Origin of the sequence: Streptomyces sp. SDT5-1 (genome assembly GCF_052245995.1) — a bacterium.
Taxonomy (GTDB): Bacteria; Actinomycetota; Actinomycetes; order Streptomycetales; family Streptomycetaceae; genus Streptomyces.
Genome location: NZ_CM125963.1, coordinates 1,902,680 through 1,926,137 on the forward strand (window position 1 = coordinate 1,902,680; position 23,458 = coordinate 1,926,137).

Sequence of the window (23,458 nt, forward strand, 5' to 3'; positions counted from 1 at the left end):
TTCCCACGCCACCCGAATCCACGTCTCCGGGCCGAACATCCCAAGGTCAGAACGCCCGATTGGTTGATCACCCAAGCCTGGCCGCCGCGATGCGTCCTTCATTCCACCTCTTGACATGGGGTGCCTCCGAACCAAGACTGCGGAGTACGCAAGTCACGTGCACTATGTGGATGTCACCACCGGACAGTGCACTTCGAGTGACAGGACACCCGTCGCGCAGGCCGCCCAGCGCGGCCGCCGCCAGGAAGGCACGTTCGATGTCGAAAGCTATGGATGTGAGCAACGAAGCCCCCGTCCCCACCGGCGCCGCGGACGACTCCCCCGATGAGCAGCGGCGCGGAGCCCGCCGCAGGGTGCTCGCCGCGGCCGGCGTCGGGCACTTCGTCGAGTGGTTCGACTTCGGGCTCTACGGCACGCTGGCCGTCGTGATCGGGAAGCACTTCTTCCCGTCCGACAACCCCCAGACCTCCCTGCTGGCCTCCTTCGCCGTCTTCGGCGCCAGCTTCGTCGTACGTCCCCTCGGTGGCCTGTTCTTCGGCCCGCTCGGCGACCGGATCGGGCGCCGGGCCGTGCTGTCCATGGTCGTGCTGCTCACCTCGGGCTCCACCTTCGTGATGGGGCTGCTGCCCACCTACTCGGCGATCGGGCTCGCGGCACCGGTGCTGCTCGTGCTCGTCCGCCTCGTGCAGGGATTCGCCGCCGGCGGCGAGAGCTCCGGCGCCACCGCGCTGCTCGCCGAGTACGCCACACCCAAGCGGCGCGGCTACTTCTCCAGCTTCGTGGACACCTTCGGCTTCCTGGCCTTCGTCGCCGGTTCGGGTCTCGTCCTGCTGCTCACCAGCGTGCTGAGCGACCACAGCATGGACACCTGGGGATGGCGCCTGCCGTTCCTGCTGGCGGGGCCGCTCGGCCTGGTCGGCCTCTACATGCGGCGCAAGCTCGAGGACACGCCGGACTTCCGCAAGTTGGAGGAGACGGGTTCCGTCGAGCGCAGCCCGCTGCGCACCGCGCTGCGCACAGGCCGTGCGGCGATGCTCTTCTGCTGCGGCTTCGTCGTCATCAAGGCCGTCGGCCACTGGAGCCTGCAGAGCTTCATGCCCAGCTACCTCCAGACGACGCTCGGCTTCTCCAGCACGGCCTCGTACGCCGTGACGACCGTCGGACTGCTGGCGATCGCGGTGGCCGTGCCGTTCATGGGGATGCTGTCCGACCGGGTGGGTCGCAAGCCCGTCATGCTCGGCGCCTGCGCGGGCATCGTGCTGCTCTCGTACCCGGCGTTCCTGCTCATGGCGCAGGGGAGCGCCTGGGGAGCGCTCGCCGCGATGCTCGTCCTCGGCTGCCTGATCGCCGCGTTCGACGGGGCGTCCAGCGCGGCGATGGCCGAGCTGTTCCCGACATCGATCCGCTACGGCTCCATGGCCATCGCCTACAACCTGGCCGTCGCGGTCTTCGGCGGCGCCACGCCGTACTTCTCGACGTGGCTGATCGGCAGCACGGGCAACAACCTCGCGCCCGCCTTCTACATCTCGCTCTGCGCGCTGATCACCCTCGTCACGGTCGCCCGGGCCCGCGAAACGGCCGGTACCTCGCTGCGCGACGTCTGACCGAGCCCCTCCCCGACCACCAGCACGCCCTCTTCGAGAAGGACTGAACCCTCATGCACATCGTCGTCACCGGAGCCGCCGGCCGCGTCGGCCGGGCCGTCACCGCTCAACTCGTCGAGCGCGGGCATCAGGTCACCGGCATCGACATGGCCCGCCCCGCCTCCCCCGTCGAAGGCGTCCGCTACGTCACGGCCGCGTTCTCCGAACTGGAGCCCGGAGACCAGCGGCTCGCGGGCATCGACGCCGTCGCGCATCTCGGCGCCATGATGTCGTGGCGGGACGCCGACGCGGCCGCGATGTTCGAGGCCAACGTCGTCGGCACCTTCCGGCTCATCGAGGCGGCGGCCCCGCACGGCGTGCGCCGCCTCGTCCTGGCCAGCACCGGCGAGGTCTACCCGGAGAACGCCCCCGCCTACCTGCCGCTCGACGAGGCGCACCCGCGGAACGCCACCACCCACTACGGGATGACGAAGGTACTGAGCGAGGACCTCGCCGACTTCGCGGGCCGCAAGTACGGCATGGCGGTCACCACCCTGCGCTTCGCGCACACGCAGGACCCGGCCGAGCTCCTCGACCCCGACAGCTTCTTCTCCGGCCCCCGGTTCTTCCTGCACCGCAGGCTGGAGAAGGAGCGGGCCGCGGGCAACACCGATGTGGTGCGGCAGTTGGAGGCATGGGACGGCGGCGAGGCCCTGATCGCACCCCGGCGGGCCGACGGCCGCCCCGTGCGCATGGGCATCCTCGCCACCGAGGATCTGGCGCGCGGCGTCGTCCTCGCCCTTGAGGCCGACGCGTCCGTCGACGGCGTGTTCGGGCTCGGCCCCGACGAGAGCACCGACCTGGCGGAGTTCGCCCGCGCCCTCGGCGCGGCGGCGGGGCTGCCCGTCGTCGACGTGACCGTGCCGAACACCGCGGCCGACTACTGGACCCTCAACGCCCGGGCCCGCGAACTCCTCGGCTTCCGGCAGCGGATCGGGGCCGAGGAGATGGTCGCGCAGGCCGTCGAGGCCCGTAAGCGGCGGCACGACGGCGCCTGAGCACCGCTCGGCCCGCACCATCAGGACTACAGGGAACGACCTTCATGCGTGACGAACAGATCCAACACGACATCGCGGTGATCGGCGGCGGCCTCGCCGGCGTCTGCGCCGCCGTCGCCGCCGCCCGGCTGGGCCGCCGCGTCGCCCTCGTGCACAACCGGCCCGTGCTCGGCGGCAACAGCAGCAGCGAGGTACGGGTGTGGGTGTGCGGGGCCACCGCACACGGTGTGCACCGCTACGCCCGTGAGACCGGCATCATGGGCGAGCTCTACACCGAGAACCAGTACCGGAACCCGGAGGGCAACCCCTATTACTGGGACCAGGTCGTCCTCGACGCGGTCCTCGCCGAGCCGCTCATCGACCTCTACCTCAACACCGACGTGCGGGAGGTCGAGGCCGAAGGCCCCGAGGACGAGCGGGTCGTCCGGTCGGTCACCGGCTGGATGATGGGCTCGGAGCGGCGGATCACCTTCCGCGCGCAGCAGTTCCTCGACTGCACAGGGGACGGCCTCGTCGGCCACCTCGCCGGGGCCCGCCACCGCATCGGCCGGGAGGCGCGGAGCGAGTTCGACGAACCGTGGGCCCCGCCTGAGGCGGACGGGGAGCTGCTCGGCTCGACGATCCTCTTCTACACGAAGGACGCGGGCCGCCCGGTCAAGTTCGTGCCACCGTCCTACGCGAAGGACCTGTCCACCACTCCCATCCTGCGCAACCGTGTCCTGCGGACCGGGGACAACGGCTGCGACTACTGGTGGGTCGAGTGGGGCGGCGAACTCGACACCGTCGAGGACAACGAGGCGATCCGCGACGAGCTGCACGCGGCCGTCATGGGCATCTGGGACCACATCAAGAACTCCGGGGAGTTCGACGCGGACAACCTCACCCTCGAGTGGGTCGGCAGCCTCCCGGGCAAGCGGGAGTACCGGCGCTTCATCGGCGACCACGTCCTCACCCAGAACGACATCCTGACGCAGCGCCAGTTCGACGACCGGGTCGCGTACGGCGGTTGGTCGGTGGATCTGCATCCCGTGCAGGGCATGTACGCGGACGAGCCGGGCGCCCGCCAGCGGTACGCGGACGGCGTCTTCCACATCCCGCTGCGCAGCCTGTACTCCGTCAACGTCCGCAATCTGTTCTTCGCGGGACGCAACATCTCCGCCACGCACATCGCCTTCGGTGCGACCCGGGTCATGGCCACCTGCGCCACCCTCGGCGAGGCCGCCGGGACCGCGGCCGCCCTGTGCGTCTCCGAGAAGACCGACCCGCGCACCCTGGCCACGCAGCGCACCGACCTGGTCAGGCGGGTGCTGCTGCGCCAGGACGCGTCCGTGATCGGTGTCCGCGACATCGACCCGGCGGACCTCGCTCCCCGCGCCCGCGTCACCGCCTCCAGCCACCTGCACCGTCTGGCCGCGGAGCCCGCGGACGGGCAGCCCCCAGAGCCGTACCCGCTCACCCGCGACGTGGGCCTGCTGCTGCCGGTCGACCCCCGCCTGGAATCCGTCGACCTGCTGGCGTCCTCGGCCGACGGCGGCGAGCTCACCGTGGAGCTCTGGTCCACCCGGCTGCCGGAGAACGGTGTGCCGCTCGACCACCTCGCGACGACGACGGTGACCGTGCCGGCCGACGACGCCCCGAGCTGGGTCACGGCACGGTTCGACCACCGGCCCTCGACGCCGGAGAACGTGGTCGTGCTCGTTCGCAGGTCCCCGGGCGTCGCCCTGCACCTGTTGCCGTGGCGCACCGACGGCGTCCTGGCCCTGCAGCGCAAGGCCGAGGGCGACGCCGCCGTGGACCACGACATCCCGGAGGAGGAGGGCCAGTCGGTCATCGAGTGGTCGGCCCGCGAGCTGCGCCGCCGCTCGTTCGCCTTCCGCGCCGCACCGGCGACCGCCGCGTTCGCCCCCGACAAGACGGTGAACGGGTACCAGCGACCGTACGGAGGCCCCCAGATGTGGTCGTCGGCCACCGTCGACGACCCCGAAGACGTACGGGAGCACCTCCAGCTGACCTGGAACACGGAACAGGACGTGCGGACCGTGCACCTCGTTCTCGACGACGACGTGGACGAGTACCTGAACAATCTGCACCGCCACCGCACGCCCTTCGAGGTCATGCCGGAGCTGCTGCGGGGCTACCGGCTGCAGGCCCTCGAAGCCGACGGCACGTGGCGCACCCTCACGACGGTCACCGACAACCGGCGCCGCCATCGGGTGCACCGGTTCGAGGACGGGGAGCCGGTCCGTACGAACGCGTTGCGTGTGCTCGCCGACGCCACGCACGGCGCTCAGCGGGCGCACATCCACGCGATCCGCGTGTACGCCGACTGAGCATCCTCGGGGTCGACACCTGCGGCCTGCGGCCCACCCAGGGGTGGGCCGCAGGCCGCACGCACGATGTGGACGTGCCGGTGGGAGGCTCAGCGCGCCCCGAGTCCCTGGCTCACGGCGTCCGCCGCCTCGATGACCTGCCGCACGAGGGCCGCGCGGCTGTCGGGGGTCTCGCCTCCCGCGGGCAGACCAAGCTCCGATGCCGGTCCCCACAACGAGATAGCGGCGACCACGTGGTCCTCGGCGTCGCGCACGGGCGCGGCCAGGGAGGCCCGCCCCAGGGCACGCTCCTCCGCCTCGACGGCGAACCCGCTGCGACGCACCTCGTCGACCGCCGTGTCCAGGTCCTCGTGCCGGGTGAGGGTGAATTCCGTGTGCTCGGCCAACGAGTCGCCGAGCAGCTTGCGCCGCTCCCGCCCGCTCATCCCGGACAACAGGCACTTGCCGATGCCGGTGGCGTGGAGGGGGGCGGTGTGCCCGGCCTGGGTCTGGGCCTTGGGCGTCTTGGTGCCCTCGAAGTTGCACAGGAACATGAGCTGGTCCCCGCGGCGCACCGCCACGTTCGCGCCCAGGCCGGTGGTCGCGGCCAGTCGCTGCAGGACCATGCGGGCGGCCTGGTGGACGGGGTGCCGGTTCACGGCGACGGCGGCGAGCGGCAGCGTTCCCAGGCCGAGCCGGTAGAGGTTGCTCACGGGGTCGCGCTCGACGAGGTCGAGCTGTTCCAGGGTCGCGAGCAGCCGGGACGCGGTCGAGGCGCCGAGGCCCGCGGCCGCCGCGACGTCGGAGACCCGCAGCTCGGGGCGCCCCTCCCCCAGGGCGCGCAGCACCGCCACCGCTCGCTCCACGCTCTGATTGGTCCCCGCGTCCGCCGGCATTCCACGCCCTCCCTGTGCACGCTACTTGCGCTCAGTGCACGACTTTACCGGGATCCGGGTCAGCGCAATGCCAGAAGGACGCCGAGTGCGGGCTCGGAGTCCTCGCGCCGCCCGACGGCGTCCTCGAACACGTCGAGCGCGGTCCCCCACACGTCAGGGCATCGCCCCTCGAAGTCCCGCCACCCGGAGACGACGACCACGAGCGTCCGGTCGGAAGCGGGCCACACCCCTGGATCGGACAGGCAGTCAGCCAGCGCGTCCCAGTTCCGCCCGAACCACTCCGGCAGCCCGAGCGCGGCGGCGCAGCGGTCCATGAAGGCGGTCTTGTCCGTGGCGCCGGTCAGGTCGACCTGCCGGACGGTCCACAGGTCGGGGGACGCGGGCAGCCCGCTCATCGAAGCACCGCCTTGAACGACTCGTAGTGGTCATCGGTGTAGTACGTCTCCCCGTCGGTGCCGGTGACGATGCGGCGGGCGCCGCGGTCGTCCTCGCCCGGGGTGCGCACGGTGTACTCGTGGTAGTGCCCGCGGGGCTGCTTCGGCAGCTCCCCCTCGAAGTTCCCGAACACGCTGCCGTCCTTCTCGTACGGGAAGGGCCCACCGTCGTCGATGAGCTCCAACGTGTCCCGCGCCTCCTCCGGCAACTCGCCGACGGCCACGGTGGCCATGCCCCGCGCCCAGGAGGGCGCGTCCCCGGAGGCCTGCTGCCCGGATTCCCCGGCACACCCGCCGACGACGAACACAAGCAGGCAGGCGAGCACCACTCGCAACACACATCTCATGCGCCGATGCTGCCACCAGAACCGGAGGCGCGCGGCCCGGAGCGGAGCTCCGAGACGTCAACGCCGGTCGGCCGTCACACGCCGTCCGGGTCCGCCCGCTGGAGCGCCGGCTTCGGGGCGGGCCCGGCCGCCAGCAGGAAGTCCGCCGCGGCCGTGTCCGTGACCAGGCTGGTCACGAGGCCCGACCGCAGCACCGCGTCGATGGCTGCGGCCTTCCGCTGGCCACCCGCGATCGCCACGACCTCCGGAATCCGCCGGAGGCGATCCGCCTCGACGGTGATGCACCGCTCCCCGAGGTCCCGCCCGACCCGCCGCCCCTGCGCGTCGAACAGGTGGGCGGACATCTCCGCGGCGACACCCAGGGACGCGTAGTGCGCCCGCTCCTCGTCGCTGAGCATGTCGTGCACGGTCGAGATGCCGGGCTCCCAGGAGCCGATCGACACGCACGCGACGGTGACCTTGTCGAAGTACTCGAAGGCGCGCGCGATCCCGGTCTGGTTGCGCAGCGCCGCCGCCGTCGCCGCGTCCGGCAGCAGCATCGGGGCGTAGATGGGGTGTGCGTCGCCGCCCGAGACCTGCGCGGCCCGCCGCACGGCCTCCACGGAGCCGCGCTCCGCGGTCCCCGCGTCGTACACGCCCGTCAACTGCACGACCGTGCACGGCGGAAGCCGGTCGAGCGCGGCCGCCATGTGGATCGTGGAGCGGCCCCACGCGAGGCCGAGGACGTCGCCCTCGGTGACCAGCTCGCCCAGCAGGTCCGCGGCGACCTCGCCCAGGTTCTCGGGGTCGGGCGACTCGTCGACCTCGGCGGGCGACTCGACGACGACCGCGTGCCGCAGTCCGTAGCGGGCGCGCAACGCGTCCGAACGCTCGGCGTCCAGCTCGGCAGGGACCCGGATCTCGATGCGTACGAGATCCCGCTCGAGGGCGGTCTCGAGGACCCGTGCCACCTTGAAGCGGCTCACGCCGAACTCCTCGGCGATCTGGATCTTGGACTTGCCCTCGAGGTAGAAGCGACGGGCCATGGCCGCCGCCTGCACCAGCTCCGCGGGTCCCATCCGCAGGGCCGCCCGTCCCGCCGATGATGCGGACACGGCGTTCTCCTCACTTCTCTTCAGTCACGAATCGACTGCTGCTCACGAAAACGACTGCTGCTCACAACCTGGATACGCCGTTCATCCTTGCAGATCCGACGCCGTTGATCAGCCTCGATGGCCGCCGTTCACGTACCTGTGGCTCAGTGGTCGCACGCCCATGCGGCGGCCGCCGTGGCGCCCTCCGCCTGGGTGCGCAGTGCACGTACCGCGTCCGCCGGATCCTTCGCGCCGTAGACCGCCGAACCGGCGACGAAGACGTCGGCTCCCGCCTCCGCGCACCGCTCGATCGTCGCCGCGGAGACTCCGCCGTCGACCTGCAGCCACAGCTCCAGACCGTGCTTCCCGATCAGCTCACGGGTGCGGCGGATCTTGGGCAGCATGATGTCCAGGAACGCCTGCCCGCCGAATCCCGGCTCAACCGTCATGATCAGCAGCATGTCGAGCTCGGGCAGCAGATCCTCGTACGGCTCGATCGGCGTGGCCGGCTTGAGGGCCATCGAGGCGCGGGCGCCCTTGGCGCGGATCTCGCGCGCGAGGCGGACGGGCGCGGCGGCGGCCTCCGCGTGGAAGGTGACGGAACCGGCACCCGCTTCGACGTACTGGGGGGCCCAGCGATCGGGGTCCTCGATCATCAGATGGCAGTCCAACGGGGTGTCCGTCGCGCGCGCCAGCGACTCTACGACCGGAACCCCGAGGGTCAGGTTCGGGACGAAGTGGTTGTCCATGACGTCGACATGGAGCCAATCGGCGCCTTCGACGGCCTTTGCCTCGTCGGCAAGGCGGGCGAAGTCCGCGGACAGGATGCTGGGGTTGATCTGCACGGCCATGACCCAAGCGTGCCATGCCCGGCCCGCCCGCTCCCTATCGGTCCGGACCAAGACGTGAGACCGATACCGAGCCGTGCCCCCGCGTGCCATTCTTGGCGGCTCGCGGAGGGGCCGGCACGGGCCCCGGGGGAAGCACCGCGCGGGACGCGGCGGGGGACGCCATGGCGGACAGGCAGAGCGGCGAGCGGACCGACGAGCGGCGCGACGGTCGCGGCGGAGTGGACGGCGGTGCGACCGGGCGGCGCGGCGTCGCGTGGCTGGTGTGCGGGCGGCGCAGCAAGTGGCTGGTGCTGCTCCTGTGGCTCGTCGTCATCGTGGGCACGGCGCCGCTCGCCCAGAAACTCACGGACGCGCAGGACAACGACGCGCAGTCCTGGCTCCCCGGCTCCGCCGAATCCACTCAAGTCCTCGACCTGTCCAAGGACTTCCGGCCGGAGACGATCCCCGCCGTGGTGGTCTACGCGCGCGAGGGCGGGCTCACCGCAGCGGACCGGGCCCGGATCGCCACCGACGTCGCCCAGATCAAGAGGTTGACGGCGCACGGCGTGCGGGGCTCGGAGACCCGCGGCCCGCTCCTCGACAAGCGGCCGGGCCCCTCGGCGGCCCAGATCTACGTTCCGATCACGATGGACGCGAAGGGCTGGGAGCGGATCGCGCCCGCGGTGGACTCCATCCGGGACCGCACCGGCACCTCCACGGACGGCCTCAAGATCCACATCACGGGTCCGGGCGGCACGTCGGCGGACTTCTCGAAGGCCTTCGAGGGCATCGACTCGACGCTGCTGTTCTCGGCCCTCGGCATCGTGATCGTGATCCTGCTGTTCACGTACCGCAGCCCGTCCCTGCTGCTCGTGCCGGTGCTGAGCGTGGTGGCGGCGCTGTTCACGGCGCAGGCGCTGATCTATCTCCTCGCCCAGCACGCGGGGCTCACCGTGAACGGGCAGAGCGCGGGCATCCTCACGGTGCTCGTGTTCGGCGCGGGGACGGACTACGCGCTGCTCCTGGTCGCCCGATACCGCGAGGAGCTGCGCCGCCACGAGGACCGGCACGAGGCGATGGCGCTCGCCCTGCACCGGGCGGGCCCTGCCGTGCTCGCGTCCGGCGCGACCGTCGTCCTCAGCATGCTGGTCCTGCTGACCGCCGACATGAACTCGACGCGGGGTCTCGGCCCGGTCGCCGCGATCGGTGTGGCGGTGGCGCTGCTGGCGATGCTGACGCTGTTCCCGGCCCTGCTGGTGATCTTCGGCCGCTGGCTGTTCTGGCCGGTGATCCCGCATCTCGGCTCGCCCGAGCCCACCGAGCGGGGCGTGTGGGCGCACGCCGGGCGCCGTATCGCACACCGTCCGCGCCTGGTCTGGATCGCGACGGCGGCGGCGCTCGCGCTGCTCTCCCTCGGCCTGATCCAACTGCGGGCGGCCGGCATCAGCAACGCCGACTCGTTCACCGACAAGCCCGACTCGATCGTGGGCCAGGAGGTCTCCGCCGAGTACTTCCCCGCGGGCACGGGCGACCCGCTGGTGGTCGTCGCGGACCAGGACCTGGCTCAGCAGGTGCGGCGCGCGGTCGCGACGACGGAGGGCGTGGTCCGGGGCAGCATCGGCGTACCCCCGAACACCAAGCCCGTGCACGACGACCGGGTCCTGTTCGAGGCGACGACGACCGCGCCGTCCGACAGTCAGGCCGCCAAGGACACGGTGGACCGGGTGCGGGCCGCGGTGCACGACGTGGCGGGCGCGGACGCGAAGGTCGGCGGCGGTACGGCGGCCCTCCTCGACATGGACCGCGCCACCGCGCACGACAACAAACTGGTGATCCCGCTGGTCCTGGTCGTCGTCCTGCTCATCCTGGGCCTGCTGCTACGGGCCCTGGTGGCACCGCTGCTGCTGATCGGAACGGTCGTCCTGTCGTTCGCGGCGGCCCTCGGCATCAGCGCGCTCGCCTTCCGGCACGTCTTCGACTACGCGGGCGAGTCGACGGACTTCCCGCTGTTCGTCTTCGTGTTCCTGGTGGCGCTCGGCATCGACTACAACATCTTCCTCACGACCCGCATCCGTGAGGAGGCCGCCCGCCAGGGCACCCGCCCCGGCGTCGTCACGGGCCTGGCCGCGACCGGCGCGGTGATCACGTCGGCGGGCCTGGTCCTGGCGGGCACGTTCGCCGCCCTCGGCACGCTCCCCATGGTCGCTTTCGCCGAGATCGGCTTCGCGGTGGCGGTGGGAGTCCTCCTGGACACGTTCGTGGTGCGGTCGGTGCTGGTGACGTCGTTGTTCCTGGATGTCGGGTCACGGGTGTGGTGGCCGAGCAAACTGGGGCACGAGCGCATGGGCCGGTCCGGCGACTGAGGAGCGGGGCCCGGGGCCTGAGCCCCGGGCCGTCAACCCCGCCTCCCGGAACGGGACTTACGCGGTACGCCGGATCAGCGCCAGATACATCGCGTCGGTCCCGTGCAGATGCGGCCACAGCTGCACATCCGGCCCCTCGCCGAGCCCCGGCACCCCGTCCATCAACGGCCGCGCGTCGATCAGCTCCGCCGCGCCGAACTGCTTGAGCACGTCGTCCACGACCGCCCGCGTCTCCGCGAGGTGCGGCGAGCACGTCGCGTACCCGACGACACCCCCGACCCGTACGGACTCCAGCGCCTTGCGCAGCAGCCCCCGCTGGAGCGGCCCGAACCCCTCCAGATCCTCGGGGCGCCGCCGCCACCGCGCCTCGGGACGCCGCCGCAGCGCTCCAAGTCCCGTACAGGGCACGTCCATCAGGATCCGGTCGAACGTCCCGGGCCCCCACGGCGGCCGCGTACCGTCCGCGGCGATCACCTGGTAAGGCCCCGGGTTCCCGGCCAGCGCCTTGGCGACGAGGCCGGCCCGGTGCGGCTGCTTCTCGGAGGCGAGCAGCGTCGCGCCGCGCTCACTGGCGAGCCCGGCCAGCATGGCCGCCTTGCCGCCGGGGCCCGCGCACCCGTCGAGCCACTTCTCGTCGCGCCCCTCGAGCGGAGCGTTCGCGAGCGCAAGGGCGACCAGCTGGCTCCCCTCGTCCTGCACACCGGCACGCCCTGACCGCACGATGTCGAACGAGCCCGGCTCGCCGCCCTCTGCGAGCCTGACGGCGTACGGCGACCAGCGGCCCGGAAGCCCGGAGTCCTCGCCCACTTCGGCGAGTACGGCCTCGGCGGTGGTCCGCCCCGGCCGCGCCACAAGCGTCACCTCGGGCCGCTCGTTGTCGGCCTCCAGCAGATCCTCGATCCCGGCACGCCCGCCGCCCAGCGAGTCCCACAGCGCGGAGACGACCCATCGCGGATGCGAATGCACCACGGCGAGATGGTCGTCGGGGTCCTCGTCGTACGGCGGCGCGACCCGCTCGACCCACGCGTCGAGATCGTGCTGCGAGACCTTCCGCAGCACGGCGTTGACGAACTTGGCCCGTCCGTCGCCGAGCACGACGCGCGCCAGTTCGACCGAAGCCGACACGGCGGCGTGCGTCGGGATGCGCGTGCCGAGCAGCTGGTGCACACCGAGGTTCAGCACATCGAGCACCGGCGGGTCGACCTCGCGCAGCGGCCGGTCGATGCAGGCCGCCACGATCGCGTCGTACGTCCCCTGCCTGCGCAGCGTCCCGTACACGAGCTCGGTCGCGAGCGCGGCGTCGCGCCCGTCGAAGTCGCCCTTCTCGCGGGCCTTGCGCAGCAGCGGCGGCAGCACGAGGTTCGCGTACGCGTCCCGCTCGTCGACCGCGCGCAGCGCATCGAAGGCGAGGATGCGCACGGGGTCCTTCTTCGGACGGCGGTGGGGCTTGCCGGGCTTGCGAGGGGGCCGGCCGGGCTGGTCGCTCAAAGGTGCTCCGCTGGTGGGGTCGTACGGGCGCTACGCACAGGTCGGGCGCCGGAATGAACCCTCCCAGGGTACGTCCCGGCGCCGACAGGCCCCCACAGCGGTCCGCTCCGGACCGTCAGCCCAGCGTCTCGCCCTCGGCGATCCGCGTACCGCGCGCCCAGTCGGCCGCGGCCATCGGCTTCTTGCCCTGCGCCTGCACCCACAGCAGCTCGACGGCGTGCGAACCCGTGCCGACGTAGAGGTTCTTCTTGCCCGCGCTGATCTCGCCCGGCGCCAGGTCGGTGCGGTCCGGCGCGAGGGCGGCCGTGCGCACCTTGAGGCGCTCGCCGCGGAACTCGGTCCAGGCGCCGGGCGCGGGCGTGCAGCCGCGCACGACACGGTCGACGCGCAGGGCGGGCGCGTTCCAGTCGATACGGGCGTCCTCGACGGTGATCTTCGGGGCGAGGGTGACGCCGTCGGCGGGCTGCGGAACGGCCTGCACGGTGCCGTCCTCGATGCCGTCCATCGTGGCGGAGAGCAGTCCGGCGCCCGCGAACGCGAGGCGGGTCAGCAGGTCGCCGCTGGTGTCAGTGGGCCGGACGGCCTCGGTCACCGTCCCGTACACGGGCCCGGAGTCGAGCCCCTCCTCGATCAGGAACGTCGACGCGCCCGTGATCTCGTCGCCCGCCATGACCGCGTGCTGCACGGGCGCGGCGCCTCGCCACGCGGGCAGCAGCGAGAAGTGCAGATTGACCCAGCCGTGGGCCGGCACGTCGAGCGCGACCTTCGGGAGCAGCGCCCCGTACGCGACGACCGGGCAGCAGTCCGGGCCGATCTCGCGCAGCCGTGCCAGGAACTCCTCGTCGCGCGGCTTGGCCGGCTTGAGCACCTCGATGCCGGCCTCCGCGGCCCGCTCGGCGACCGGGCTCGCGACCAGCCGTCGGCCGCGGCCCGCCGGGGCGTCGGGGCGGGTGACGACAGCGGCGACCTCGTGCCGGTCGGAGGCGATCAGGGCGTCCAGGGCGGGAACGGCGACCTCGGGGGTGCCTGCGAAGACGAGCTTCATCGGTGGCTTACGGCCTCTCGGGGCAGGGTCACGGGCAGCGCACCAGTCTATGGGCGCCGTGCGGCGGGCGCGTACGGGGCGCACGTCATGACGTGCGCCCCTCGAATATGCGGATACGCCCGAACAGCGTGACCCCACACCGAATGGCGCGTTGGTCAAGAAAGAGTTGACCAGTCAATGGGCCGCAATCAGTCACTCGTCGCCCTTCTTCGGTGTCGCTTGACGCGAGGGTGGCCCGATTCCTTTTACATCGCCGGTTCGAGAGGCTTGTTCATGGCCGACCACGCAACCCACGACGCCCAGGCACGGGCCAGCCTGCATCTTCTTGTGCGGGACATCGAGCGGGTCCGCCGTCAGGTGGACGCACTGCGCACCCTCACCGCACAGCTGGGCAACGTCTACCGCCCGCGCCGCTCAGGCCCCTCCGCGGGGTTCGTCGTCTACGGGAGGGCACCCGCACCCACCGTCCGTCTCGCCCAGGAACTGCGCGACAGCGTCGAGACGTTGGTCACCGCGGCCGTGGACTTCGACCGCTCGCTGGGCTTCTCGTGGGACGCGGTGGGCTCCGCGCTCGGCGTCACCAAGCAGGCGGTGCACCGCCGGTACGGGGCGCGGCGCGCGGCGACGCAGGCGGCGGCCGAGGCGGAGCGCGGCACGGACACGTCGACGGCCTCGGTGCCGCCCGCGCGTCCCGCGGTGCCGATGGGGGCGGGTCCCCTGGTGCCGGCGGCGCGGGCGCTGCCCACCCAGCCGACGGCAGGCACCGCCGCGATCCGCGAGGACCCCCGCCCCACCCCCTTCCCGGGCCCCCGTCACGGCTGACGCCCTCCTCCCGATGCCTCCCCGCACACCATGCGGGGAGGCATCCGCATGCCCGGCCACGGCGCGGCAGCACCAGCGAGTGGCCTCCCACCCGCCTTGGGCAATCTGCCCCCCCAGACTCCGTCCGGGGCCCCCAGGGCGGCAGGGTGGGCAAGGCGGCCCCCGGTGCCGCGCACCGATACGGACGGCCCCAGCCACGGCGCCGCGCGCGGAAACCCGACCCACCGGTCACCGTCGCACTTCGCAGCGCACCCCCGGCCCACCAGTCACCCGATATCGAGCGGATCCACGCGAACCCGCACCGGTTCACCGGCCCCCCGCGCCATCCTCGCCGCCTGCGCCCTCTTCAACGCCCGCGCCAACACCGCCCCACTCCCCGGCGGCACCCGCACCAACACCCGCTCCCACTCCTCCCCCACAGGCGCCCCACCCCGCCGCGACGCTCCGCCCGGTACCGCCGAGGGCACCGGAACCGGCCCCAACACCTCCGCATCCCCCGGAAGCTCCACCGCCCCCATGAATCCGGCCACCGCCTCCGCCGTCCCGGAAACCGCCGCCATCCGCGACACCGGCGGAAACCCGAGCTCCGCCCGCTCCCCGAGCTCCCGCACCGCATGCCCCACCGGATCCCACCGCACCAAGGCCTGCACAGGCCGCAACGTCGGCTCCGCCACCACGACCACCGCTCCCCCGGCCTCCTGCGAGCGCACCAGCGCCGACGCCGCGATCCACCGCCGCAACGCCTCCTCACCCGCCCGCAGATCGGCCCGCCCGAGCATCGCCCACCCGTCGAGCAGCAACGCCGCCGCGTACCCGCCCTCGGCCACGGGCTCGGCCCCCGGCGTACTCACGACCAGGGCAGGCGTCCCCGGCACCGTGTCGAGCACCTGCTCGCGCCCCGACGTCCGCACCGGCACCGCCGCGAACGCCCGCCCCAACTCCTCGGCCGTACGCCGCGCCCCGACCACCTGTGCCCGCAACCGCGTCCCCCCGCACTCGGCGCACTGCCAGCGCTCCTCCTCACGCCCGCACCACCCGCACGCGAGCCCCCCTGTCGCCTCCCGCGCCTCCAACGGGCCCGCGCACTGCCGGCACCGGGCGGGCTCACGACACCGCTGACACGCGAGCCGCGGCACGTACCCCCGCCGCGGCACCTGCACCAGCACGGGCCCCTCCCGCAGCGCGTTCCGCGCGACCTCCCACGCGAGGCTCGGCAACCGCGCGGCGCGCGCGGCCTCGTCGCGCGCCACATCCCGATCCCCCACCGTCCGTACGAGCGGAGCCACCCGCCGTACGACATCCCGTGACGCGCTCACGGCGGCGGCCCACCCGCTCCGTACCAACTGCGCCGCCTCGACGGTGCAGCTCCAACTCCCCAACAGAAAAGCGCACTTGTCCCGCGTGGCCCGCAGCTCCAGCACCTCCCGCACATGCGGGAACGGCGCATGGTCGTCGCTGTGGTGCTGGTCCCCGTCCTCCCACACGACCACGAGCCCCAGATCCCGTACGGGAGCGAACATCGCGGCCCGCGTCCCCACCACGGCCCGCACGGCTCCCCGGCGCACGGCGAGCCACTCGCTGTACCGCCGCTGCTGCCCGGCGTCGGCGGTCAGCAACGCGTGCTGCCCCTCGCCCAACTCCGCCCGCAGCGCGGCATCGACACGCGCCGCGAGCCGCACGGTCGGCACGACGACCAGGGCCCCGCGCCCGGACGCGAGCGTCGCCCGCACGGCCCGCGCGATCTCGTCGGCCCACTCCGGCCCCGGCAGCGCCGTCCACACCGCGCGCGGCGCACCCCCGGCGGCCAACGCCGCCACGAAATCCGCCCCGCGCTCGTACCGCGCCCAGGACCCCGCCTCGGGAGCCGAAGGCGGCGCGGGCGGCGCCGGAAACTCCCTGGCCTCCGCCTTCGCATGCCGCGGCGGAATCGCCAGCTGCAACACATCGGCGAGGCTCCCCGCATACCGGTCGGCGACGGCCCGCGTCAGGCCGAGCAACTCCTCGTCGAGCACCCGCTCGGGCGACACGACCTGCGCCAGCGCGGCGAGCGGCCCCTGATACTCCGCCTCGGCCACCCGCTCGACGATGAACCCGTCGATGAGTCCACCCCCCTCGCGCCGCCCGTCGCGCACGTTCCGGTTCCCCGCACCGAACCGCACCCGCACCCGCACCCCCGGCTGCGCGGCCGCGTCCAACTCCTTCGGCACCGCGTACTCGAAGTACCGGTCGAGATGCAGCACCCCCTTGTCCACCAGCACCCGCGCCACCGGCAACTCATCCGCCAACGGCGCCCCCCGCCACGTCCGCGGCTTCGCCTTCGGCACCTTCGCAGCCCGCACACTCTCCCGAATCAACGCAAGCTGCTCCGGCTCCCCGCCTTCGCCACCCCTGCCGTTCTCGCTGCTCACACGTGCATTCCTACCAGAGCCCACTGACAGCGGGCCTTCCCACCGCGTCCGTGCCCCATCACGTGCCGGCCGCTCCCGCAACACCGCATGTCCAGCCAAATCCGCCAGCTATCCGGACTACGCGGTACCCACGGGCGTCGCGCTCCGCACCCGCCCGGTATCTGAACTGGAAACGGGAAACACCGCCCGCGGCCTTGCTCGTGTCACCGATGGGAGTCGACTCTGGCTTGCGCCAACAAGCATTCCGGTGCGTCACCGGTGTCGGAGCTGAGGGGGAACATGCTGGAACGGGCGTCTGCGTTCGGCGTCGAACTGCGCCGCTTACGGATGGCCGCGGGGCTGTCGCTGGCCGACTTCGCTTCCGCTGTGCATTACAGCAAAGGCCAGATCAGCAAGGTCGAAACGGGACACAAGCGGGCAACCATCGAGTTCGCCCAGCTCTGCGACGCCGTCCTCGGCACCGGCGGTCGGCTGGTCGCACTCGTACCGCTCGGCACACCACCGTCCCGACGTGGCGTGATGACCGTAGGCGCGGCCTCTTTCCTGGCCTTGGGCTCGGCGCCGCGGTCTGCGGCTGTCCATGACAGCGTTGCTGCGGCGACGTCACTTCCAGAGATCGCGCACTCGCTCCTCGCCCACTACCGGCGCATGGGGCAGGTCGCTCCGCCCACAGCATTGCTGTCGCCCCTCGCCGAGCAGACACGGTCCTTCGCAACACTCGCCTCGGACGCAAGCAGCCGTACCGGCCAGGCTCTGTATCGAGCTGCCGCCCGATTCGCCGAGTACACCGGGTGGATGGCACAAGAGGCCGGTGACGACGACGCAGCACTCCGCTGGACCACCGACGCCGTGGAACTCTCCGCTGCGGGCGGTGACCACGACCTGGCGGCCTACGCCCGCGTGCGCCGGGCTCTGATCACGTACTACCGCGGAGAGGCCGCCGAAACCGTCTCCCTCGTCGAGCCCGCCCGCAACGGCCGACTTCCTCCGCGAATCCGCGGTCTTGCCGCCCAACGCGCAGCACAGGGACACGCCTTGTCGGGCGACTACGACGCCTGCATGCGCGACCTCGACACCGCCCGCGCACTCCTGAGCATCGACGCCACCGCAGTGGCCGATCCCGCACGTGGTGCCCTCCTGGGCACCTCACATCTGACCGACCCCGCGTCCATGACCACCGGATGGTGTCTAGTCGATCTTGGGCGGCCCCGGGCTGCCGCCCACGTCCTCGACCGAGAACTCTTGAAAGTTCCGGCCTCAGCGCTGCGCACGCAGGCCCGGTACAGCACGCGACGCGCCCTGGCACACGCTCTGGCCGGAGACATCGACACGGCGTGCGAGCACACAGCAGCCCTGTTGCCGACCCTCGGAACAGTCGCCTCGGCGACCGTGTCCCTGGACGTCCGTCGGCTCAACCGGACCCTGGCTCGCTATCACCAGCACCCCGCCTACAGGGCGATCGCACCGCGTCTCGCGGCTGTGGCTCTCGTCGACCCCACCTGAGCACCGGCACTGCTGCCGGAAGGGCCCACCACTCTCTCCCACTCACTCAACCAGGAGGCGACTTCGCCATGCCCGATGTCTTCATCAACTACCGCACCGGTGACGGAGAACAGTTCTCTGCCACTCTCGAGAGCGCACTCACGGCACGGTTCGGCGCCGACCGTGTGTTCCGCGCGAGCAAGGACATCCCTCCAGGCGCGCCCTTCGACCAGAGCCTGATCCACGGTGTACGGCGCAGCGGTGCTCTCCTCGCCCTCATCGGCCCGGGCTGGGTCGAACACCCCGGCCTCCGACGGCCGGAGGACTGGGTACGCAAGGAAATCCTGGAAGCCTTTGCCCACGGGATCCGCGTCATACCCATCCTGGTCGGGCGCAAGACGGAACGGCCGACTCGTGACCAGCTGCCAGGCCCCATGGCCCATCTGGCCGACTGCCAGACTCTGCGCTACGACCACCAGTCCAACGCCCACGACCTCAAGCGCATCGGAGACGCACTGTCCACGCTGGTACCTCAGCTTGCCGCCAACGACAGCGAGCGCCCACCGCGGCAGCCTTCTCCAGACGCCACCACGAATACGGCAACCGGCGGCAACAGCGGCTTCCTCGTCCAGTCGGACTCCGTGGCAGGCGACCTCAACAGCAACAGCCCTCACCACAACCGGATCCATATCGGGCCCACCCATCGAACGGTCAACCAATCCGGGGATGGCGCCAGCTACGCCGAGGGAGACAACACCAACCATCACACCTTCGGGCGCAGGGACGATGATCGTCGATGAGTGGCGACACCTACTACAGCTACGTCAACGGCGTTCCACTCCTCGCCCCGCCCTCGGCCTCACCTCGACTGGTGGCCGAAGACCAACTGGAGCGACTGCAAAGGCAGTTCGCCCGCCCTGAGCGCATGAACACGGCGTACGACATCTTGGAGTCGGAGCGCACGGTATTCCTTCACGGACCAGCGGGCTGCGGCCGCAGCGCCGCGGCCCGTGTCCTTCTGTGCGAGCTTCCGTCAGAGCGCGGGACGTACCACGAACTGAGCCCGGAGATGACGGACGGCGAAAGCTCCTGCCTGTCGGCCGACCTGATCGGCACGGGGGACCGCATTCTGCTGGACCTGTCGACTGCGGACGAGCCCCTCTGGAGGGAAGTCCGTCGAGAACTGTCCGGGTTCCGGCATAGGCTGCTGAGCAGGGACGCCTACCTGGCCGTCGTACTTCCTCATCATCTTGAGAACGATCTTCCGAACGAGTTCGTCCGGACCTGGATCGGCCGACCCGATGCGAAAGAAGCCTTCGCTCGGCACCTGCGCAGTCACGGCATCGACGACGCACTCTGGGCCCCGCTGCCCGAAGAGGCTCTCGCGCATCTGGCCACGCATCCCGCGATGGGGGAACTCGCCCAGCTTGTCGGGCGGGTCGCAGAGGCGCGGGCGGCGGGTCGCCCCTCCGACACCTTCATCGACTGGCTGCGTCTCGCGCTCGCGAGCGCGGCGGACCACAGCGCAGAACTCGACGACCTCCTGCCCGAACTGCCAGAGGGGAGACAACGGGCCCTGCTCCTTGCTTCTGCCCTGCTGGAGGACACGCCAGCGGAAGCCGTCCATGAGTCCACAGCACTCCTTCTGAGTCGGGTCGGATCCGCGGACGACGACCGCCCCATGCTGGAGCACTCAGGGCTGACCGAGCGCCTCCGCCCGTTCCACGCGCATCTGACCGCCGACGGCCGCGTTCGATTCCTCCGCCGTGGCTTCGCCGAAGCCACGCTGCGCTATTTCTGGGCCAACCTCCCGCATTTCCGGGAGGCCATGCGCGAGTGGTTCTGCACCACCCTCAGGAGAACAGCATTGCCCGACGAAATGCGGGCACAGATGGTGGGCCGCTTCACCACCCTGTGCCTGTCGGTCGGTGAGATCGGCGTGGTCGTGCGTCTGATCGAGCAGTGGACCGGGCCCACTTCACCCCGAGCAACCGAAGTGACGGCCGCGGCACAGGCACTCAGGCAAGGAGTCCTTGATGAGGAGCACGGTCGGGCGTTTCTCAGGCAGATGTACGACTGGTGCCGGTCCCCGGCGACGGATCCGCTGCGTGACGTCCTGATCGAGGTCTGCGAGAAGGTCCTTTCGATCCATCACCCCGATGCCGCTCTGGTCCGACTGCACCACCTCGCACGGCGGGAGTCGCACATTCCCGGCGGCTCCGGTACGAAGGCCCTCCTGCGCTTCGTCAGCCAGGACGCGGGGATCCAACGCCGTCTGCTCTTCCGGCTTGCCACGACTCGGAACTCCGACCATCACCGCTCCGACGCCAAGCTCTTTCTGCAGATCCCGGACCTTCCGGAGGTCTTTTTTCTCCAGCGTTCGCCTCATGAGTGGCTGACCGTGTGCTGGAGCAGGGTGTTCCAGCTCGAGCCCGCTGATTGGCGGCCTGCGGCCCGCGCATTGCTGCTGCAGGCGGACAACGCTCGGGACGACGACCTCACCGAGGCCGTACTGCGAGTCCTGACCGGTGCGTCGGTCTCGAAGTACGCCATCGTCTCTCGGCTGTACGCGGATGCCAGGCGGGTCGCGTCGCCCGTACTCGCCACACGTCTATTGCACGCGATCAACCAGGCCCAATGCATGGCGTTCGCCACCCAAGCCCGCAATCCGGAGGTGCCTGTTACATGAGTTCGGGCCAGAAGACTGTCTCTGTCTTCGCCAGTGTCATCGGCGCGCTGCTCACGCTCATCCTCGGGCTCTGGCTGCACTGGCCGGTGTGGACGTGGCTGAGCGCCATCGCGGTGTTGTGCGCGGCCGGTACCACCACGGTGGTGCTGACCCGGCGAACCGCCCTGCGCGAGCCATTCCCCGACCACATGCTGCCGGAGCGGCCGGCTCCCCCTGTCGAGCGCCGGGAGGTACGTGTCCATCGCGTGTCACTCCCGAGCAGCGTCGAAGATTACGACTTCCGGTTCAGCGCCAATGTTCGGTGGTGCCCTGCGGACCCCGCAGCGGGTGCCGTTGCCGTCAACCCCGGGGCCATCGCCGTGGAATCGGTCCTTCAGCGCGCCTCCGCGATCACCGCCACGATGGAACCGAGCAGAGCCTCACTGGTCCAGCACGAACTGAGCGGATTCCTCGCCTCTATGGAACCGGTCCGCGAGGGGCACGTTCTCGCCATGGCCCTGGACGTGGAACTCACGCTCTCCGAAGCTGACCAGTCCCGTCTGGACCGGCTCTCAGCGATCCGCAAGGACGTGGCCGTCTGGGAGGAAGAGCGGGCGTACGAACAGAACAAGCGCGCCTACCTCGGTGGTGATGTACTGCAGAGCACGGGCAGCGCTGTGGTCTGGTGGCTCGCCAAGAACGATGATCACGTCGAGAAGACGGTCAAGGATCTCGGCCTACTGGCGAAACTCGCCTCGGCGGCAAACGACAAGGACGTCGACGAACATTTTCGCTATCTGGTGCCGGAAGCCTTCACACCGATCCTTGCGCCCGACGTCGACGTGACTGACACCCCCGAGTCGGCACCGCCAGAACCGTCCCCGGCAGACGTGTTCGGCGAGTTCCTTCGCCGCATCGGCTTCGGCCCCGGTGACGAGGACGTGACGCTTCTGGCGGAGCAAGTGGCCATGGCCGTGGCTCTTAAGGACCACATGTCCGCAGAGGAGATACGCCGGCGCTTCGCCGCGTCGGCATTCGGCGCTCGCGCCAACGGCGCCGGCCCGGCAGGGGAGCCTGAGGGTATGTGAAAACGCCGGGGCCCGGAGTTCTCTCGCGAGAGAACTCCGGGCCCCGGCGTAGGAACGGAGAGGTCGGGTGCCTACAGGCCCGCCGCCTTGCGGAGCGCCTCCACGCGGTCCGTCTTCTCCCACGTGAAGTCGGGGAGCGCGCGGCCGAAGTGGCCGTAGGCCGCCGTCTGGGAGTAGATCGGGCGGAGCAGGTCGAGGTCGCGGATGATCGCGGCCGGGCGGAGGTCGAAGACCTCGGAGATGGCCTGCTCGATCTTGTCCGTGTCGATCGTCGCCGTACCGAAGGTCTCGACGAAGAGACCGACCGGCTCGGCCTTGCCGATGGCGTACGCGACCTGGACCTCGCAGCGCGCGGCGAGGCCCGCGGCCACGACGTTCTTGGCGACCCAGCGCATCGCGTACGCGGCGGAGCGGTCGACCTTGGACGGGTCCTTGCCGGAGAAGGCGCCGCCGCCGTGGCGGGCGTAGCCGCCGTACGTGTCGATGATGATCTTGCGGCCGGTGAGGCCGGCGTCGCCCATCGGGCCGCCGATCTCGAAGCGGCCGGTCGGGTTGACCAGCAGGCGGTAGCCCTCGGTCTCCAGCTTGATGCCGTCGTCGAGGAGGGCCTTCAGCTCCGGCTCCACGACGAACTCGCGGATGTCGGGGGCGAGGAGCGAGTCCAGGTCGATGTCCGACGCGTGCTGCGAGGAGACGACGACCGTGTCGAGGCGGACGGCCTTGTCGCCGTCGTACTCGATGGTGACCTGGGTCTTGCCGTCGGGACGCAGGTAGGGGATCGTGCCGTTCTTGCGGACCTCGGAGAGGCGGCGCGACAGGCGGTGCGCGAGGTGGATCGGGAGCGGCATGAGCTCCGGCGTCTCGTCGCACGCGTAGCCGAACATCAGGCCCTGGTCGCCGGCGCCCTGCTTGTCGAGCTCGTCCTCGTCGCCCTCGACGCGCTTCTCGTACGCGGTGTCGACGCCCTGCGCGATGTCGGGCGACTGGGAGCCGATGGAGACCGAGACACCGCAGGAAGCGCCGTCGAAGCCCTTCTTCGAGGAGTCGTAACCGATCTCGAGGATCTTGTCGCGCACGAGCTGCGCGATCGGCGCGTACGCCTTCGTGGTCACCTCGCCGGCCACGTGCACGAGGCCGGTGGTGATCAGCGTCTCGACGGCGACGCGGGACGAGGGGTCCTCACGCAGCAGCGCGTCGAGAATGGTGTCGCTGATCTGGTCAGCGATCTTGTCGGGGTGACCCTCGGTCACGGACTCCGAGGTGAACAGGCGACGGGACACAACGCTCCCTGTGGTTGCAGCGGCTGCTGGCTGATCATTTGACGGTTGGTGCGGGGGGCTGCGCCCGGCACCGTCCGGGAACAGTTTATCGGTCGTGCTCGGCCGTCGGGCCACGTGTCTCGCCCAATGGGAGGGCTGTGACCTGCGACACCGCATTCTGCGATACGACGATCGGTCTTCGGAAGGGTACTGCTCGCCCGAAATTAGCGTGTTTTCGGGCTTTGGACGATCCCGAAGCGTCAGATGTGAAATTCACGCGGCGGAGGGATTCCGCGCGTGTTCCA

The 23,458-nt window shown here is 71.1% G+C and carries 18 protein-coding genes; 9 read left to right on the forward strand and 9 right to left on the reverse strand.

Features of this window, described 5'->3' with window-relative positions; all coding sequences use genetic code 11:
* Positions 1–275: 275 nt before the first annotated feature.
* Genes ACTWJ8_RS08895 through ACTWJ8_RS08905 form a run of 3 tightly spaced genes read left to right on the forward strand, consistent with a single transcriptional unit; the run spans position 276 to position 4,971 of the window.
* Complete coding sequence (locus ACTWJ8_RS08895) at positions 276–1,604, forward strand: MFS transporter (RefSeq protein ID WP_356385608.1); 1,329 nt, start codon at positions 276–278, stop codon at positions 1,602–1,604.
* 53 nt (positions 1,605–1,657) lie between these two features.
* Positions 1,658–2,641: an NAD-dependent epimerase/dehydratase family protein gene (locus ACTWJ8_RS08900; protein ID WP_356385611.1), complete on the forward strand. Its 984-nt coding sequence runs from the start codon at positions 1,658–1,660 to the stop codon at positions 2,639–2,641.
* 44 nt (positions 2,642–2,685) lie between these two features.
* Complete coding sequence (locus ACTWJ8_RS08905; protein WP_443263525.1) at positions 2,686–4,971, forward strand: FAD-dependent oxidoreductase; 2,286 nt, start codon at positions 2,686–2,688, stop codon at positions 4,969–4,971.
* Between the two features lie 89 nt (positions 4,972–5,060).
* Here the strand turns inward: ACTWJ8_RS08905 and ACTWJ8_RS08910 are convergent, their stop codons facing one another.
* The 5 genes from ACTWJ8_RS08910 to rpe all read right to left on the reverse strand — a co-directional run bounded on the left by ACTWJ8_RS08910 (position 5,061) and on the right by rpe (position 8,551).
* Entirely contained in the window at positions 5,061–5,816 is a 756-nt protein-coding gene (locus ACTWJ8_RS08910) for an IclR family transcriptional regulator (protein WP_356385617.1), read from the reverse strand.
* Positions 5,817–5,905: 89 nt separating this feature from the next.
* The gene (locus ACTWJ8_RS08915; RefSeq protein WP_443263526.1) at positions 5,906–6,241 is read right to left on the reverse strand and encodes a barstar family protein; all 336 of its coding nucleotides are present in this window, start codon (positions 6,239–6,241) and stop codon (positions 5,906–5,908) included.
* The gene (locus tag ACTWJ8_RS08920; RefSeq protein ID WP_443263527.1) at positions 6,238–6,627 is read right to left on the reverse strand and encodes a ribonuclease domain-containing protein; all 390 of its coding nucleotides are present in this window, start codon (positions 6,625–6,627) and stop codon (positions 6,238–6,240) included. The genes ACTWJ8_RS08915 and ACTWJ8_RS08920 overlap by 4 nt, the downstream gene beginning before the upstream one ends.
* Positions 6,628–6,701: 74 nt before the next feature.
* Positions 6,702–7,745: a sugar-binding transcriptional regulator gene (locus ACTWJ8_RS08925; protein WP_443264849.1), complete on the reverse strand. Its 1,044-nt coding sequence runs from the start codon at positions 7,743–7,745 to the stop codon at positions 6,702–6,704.
* Positions 7,746–7,864: 119 nt separating this feature from the next.
* On the reverse strand, positions 7,865–8,551 hold the full coding sequence (gene rpe, locus ACTWJ8_RS08930; protein ID WP_443263528.1) for a ribulose-phosphate 3-epimerase: 687 nt from the start codon (positions 8,549–8,551) through the stop codon (positions 7,865–7,867).
* 161 nt (positions 8,552–8,712) lie between these two features.
* On the opposite strand from rpe, the gene ACTWJ8_RS08935 reads away from it, so the two are divergent.
* Entirely contained in the window at positions 8,713–10,893 is a 2,181-nt protein-coding gene (locus tag ACTWJ8_RS08935) for an MMPL family transporter (protein WP_443263529.1), read from the forward strand.
* Positions 10,894–10,950: 57 nt separating this feature from the next.
* Here ACTWJ8_RS08935 and ACTWJ8_RS08940 read toward each other — a convergent pair whose 3' ends face one another.
* Together ACTWJ8_RS08940 and fmt are read right to left on the reverse strand one after the other, a co-directional pair.
* A complete protein-coding gene (locus tag ACTWJ8_RS08940; RefSeq protein ID WP_443263530.1) occupies positions 10,951–12,381 on the reverse strand; it encodes an RsmB/NOP family class I SAM-dependent RNA methyltransferase in 1,431 nt (476 codons plus the stop codon).
* 115 nt (positions 12,382–12,496) lie between these two features.
* Positions 12,497–13,426, reverse strand: a complete 930-nt coding sequence (gene fmt, locus ACTWJ8_RS08945; RefSeq protein ID WP_356385635.1) for a methionyl-tRNA formyltransferase — start codon at positions 13,424–13,426, stop codon at positions 12,497–12,499.
* A 273-nt stretch (positions 13,427–13,699) separates the two neighbouring features.
* Between fmt and ACTWJ8_RS08950 the strand changes: the two genes are divergently transcribed.
* Positions 13,700–14,248 carry a hypothetical protein gene (locus ACTWJ8_RS08950; protein ID WP_356385638.1) on the forward strand — a complete coding sequence of 183 codons (549 nt, stop codon included), beginning with the start codon at positions 13,700–13,702 and terminating at the stop codon, positions 14,246–14,248.
* A gap of 266 nt (positions 14,249–14,514) precedes the next feature.
* Here ACTWJ8_RS08950 and ACTWJ8_RS08955 read toward each other — a convergent pair whose 3' ends face one another.
* On the reverse strand, positions 14,515–16,656 hold the full coding sequence (locus ACTWJ8_RS08955; protein ID WP_443263531.1) for a primosomal protein N': 2,142 nt from the start codon (positions 16,654–16,656) through the stop codon (positions 14,515–14,517).
* A gap of 279 nt (positions 16,657–16,935) precedes the next feature.
* Between ACTWJ8_RS08955 and ACTWJ8_RS08960 the strand changes: the two genes are divergently transcribed.
* From ACTWJ8_RS08960 to ACTWJ8_RS08975, 4 genes are all read left to right on the forward strand, one after another.
* Positions 16,936–18,159 carry a helix-turn-helix domain-containing protein gene (locus tag ACTWJ8_RS08960; protein ID WP_443263532.1) on the forward strand — a complete coding sequence of 408 codons (1,224 nt, stop codon included), beginning with the start codon at positions 16,936–16,938 and terminating at the stop codon, positions 18,157–18,159.
* Between the two features lie 68 nt (positions 18,160–18,227).
* Positions 18,228–18,938 (forward strand): toll/interleukin-1 receptor domain-containing protein, encoded by a 711-nt coding sequence (locus ACTWJ8_RS08965; RefSeq protein ID WP_443263533.1) that lies wholly within the window; start codon positions 18,228–18,230, stop codon positions 18,936–18,938.
* On the forward strand, positions 18,935–20,827 hold the full coding sequence (locus ACTWJ8_RS08970; RefSeq protein ID WP_443263534.1) for a hypothetical protein: 1,893 nt from the start codon (positions 18,935–18,937) through the stop codon (positions 20,825–20,827). Before ACTWJ8_RS08965 ends, ACTWJ8_RS08970 begins: the two co-directional genes overlap by 4 nt.
* A complete protein-coding gene (locus ACTWJ8_RS08975) occupies positions 20,824–21,894 on the forward strand; it encodes a hypothetical protein (protein ID WP_443263535.1) in 1,071 nt (356 codons plus the stop codon). Before ACTWJ8_RS08970 ends, ACTWJ8_RS08975 begins: the two co-directional genes overlap by 4 nt.
* Positions 21,895–21,965: 71 nt before the next feature.
* On the opposite strand, the gene metK is transcribed toward ACTWJ8_RS08975, so the two are convergent.
* Positions 21,966–23,174, reverse strand: a complete 1,209-nt coding sequence (gene metK, locus ACTWJ8_RS08980; RefSeq protein WP_356385654.1) for a methionine adenosyltransferase — start codon at positions 23,172–23,174, stop codon at positions 21,966–21,968.
* Positions 23,175–23,458: the final 284 nt, after the last annotated feature.

Coding starts and splice junctions, on each gene's coding strand:
- ACTWJ8_RS08950 (WP_356385638.1), top strand. CDS start 13,700: ATGGCCGACCACGCAACCCACGACGCCCAGGCACGGGCCAGCCTGCAT.
- ACTWJ8_RS08900 (WP_356385611.1), top strand. CDS start 1,658: ATGCACATCGTCGTCACCGGAGCCGCCGGCCGCGTCGGCCGGGCCGTC.
- ACTWJ8_RS08920 (WP_443263527.1), bottom strand. CDS start 6,627: ATGAGATGTGTGTTGCGAGTGGTGCTCGCCTGCCTGCTTGTGTTCGTC.
- fmt (WP_356385635.1), bottom strand. CDS start 13,426: ATGAAGCTCGTCTTCGCAGGCACCCCCGAGGTCGCCGTTCCCGCCCTG.
- ACTWJ8_RS08960 (WP_443263532.1), top strand. CDS start 16,936: ATGCTGGAACGGGCGTCTGCGTTCGGCGTCGAACTGCGCCGCTTACGG.
- ACTWJ8_RS08915 (WP_443263526.1), bottom strand. CDS start 6,241: ATGAGCGGGCTGCCCGCGTCCCCCGACCTGTGGACCGTCCGGCAGGTC.
- ACTWJ8_RS08905 (WP_443263525.1), top strand. CDS start 2,686: ATGCGTGACGAACAGATCCAACACGACATCGCGGTGATCGGCGGCGGC.
- ACTWJ8_RS08975 (WP_443263535.1), top strand. CDS start 20,824: ATGAGTTCGGGCCAGAAGACTGTCTCTGTCTTCGCCAGTGTCATCGGC.
- ACTWJ8_RS08935 (WP_443263529.1), top strand. CDS start 8,713: ATGGCGGACAGGCAGAGCGGCGAGCGGACCGACGAGCGGCGCGACGGT.
- ACTWJ8_RS08970 (WP_443263534.1), top strand. CDS start 18,935: ATGAGTGGCGACACCTACTACAGCTACGTCAACGGCGTTCCACTCCTC.
- rpe (WP_443263528.1), bottom strand. CDS start 8,551: ATGGCCGTGCAGATCAACCCCAGCATCCTGTCCGCGGACTTCGCCCGC.
- ACTWJ8_RS08965 (WP_443263533.1), top strand. CDS start 18,228: ATGCCCGATGTCTTCATCAACTACCGCACCGGTGACGGAGAACAGTTC.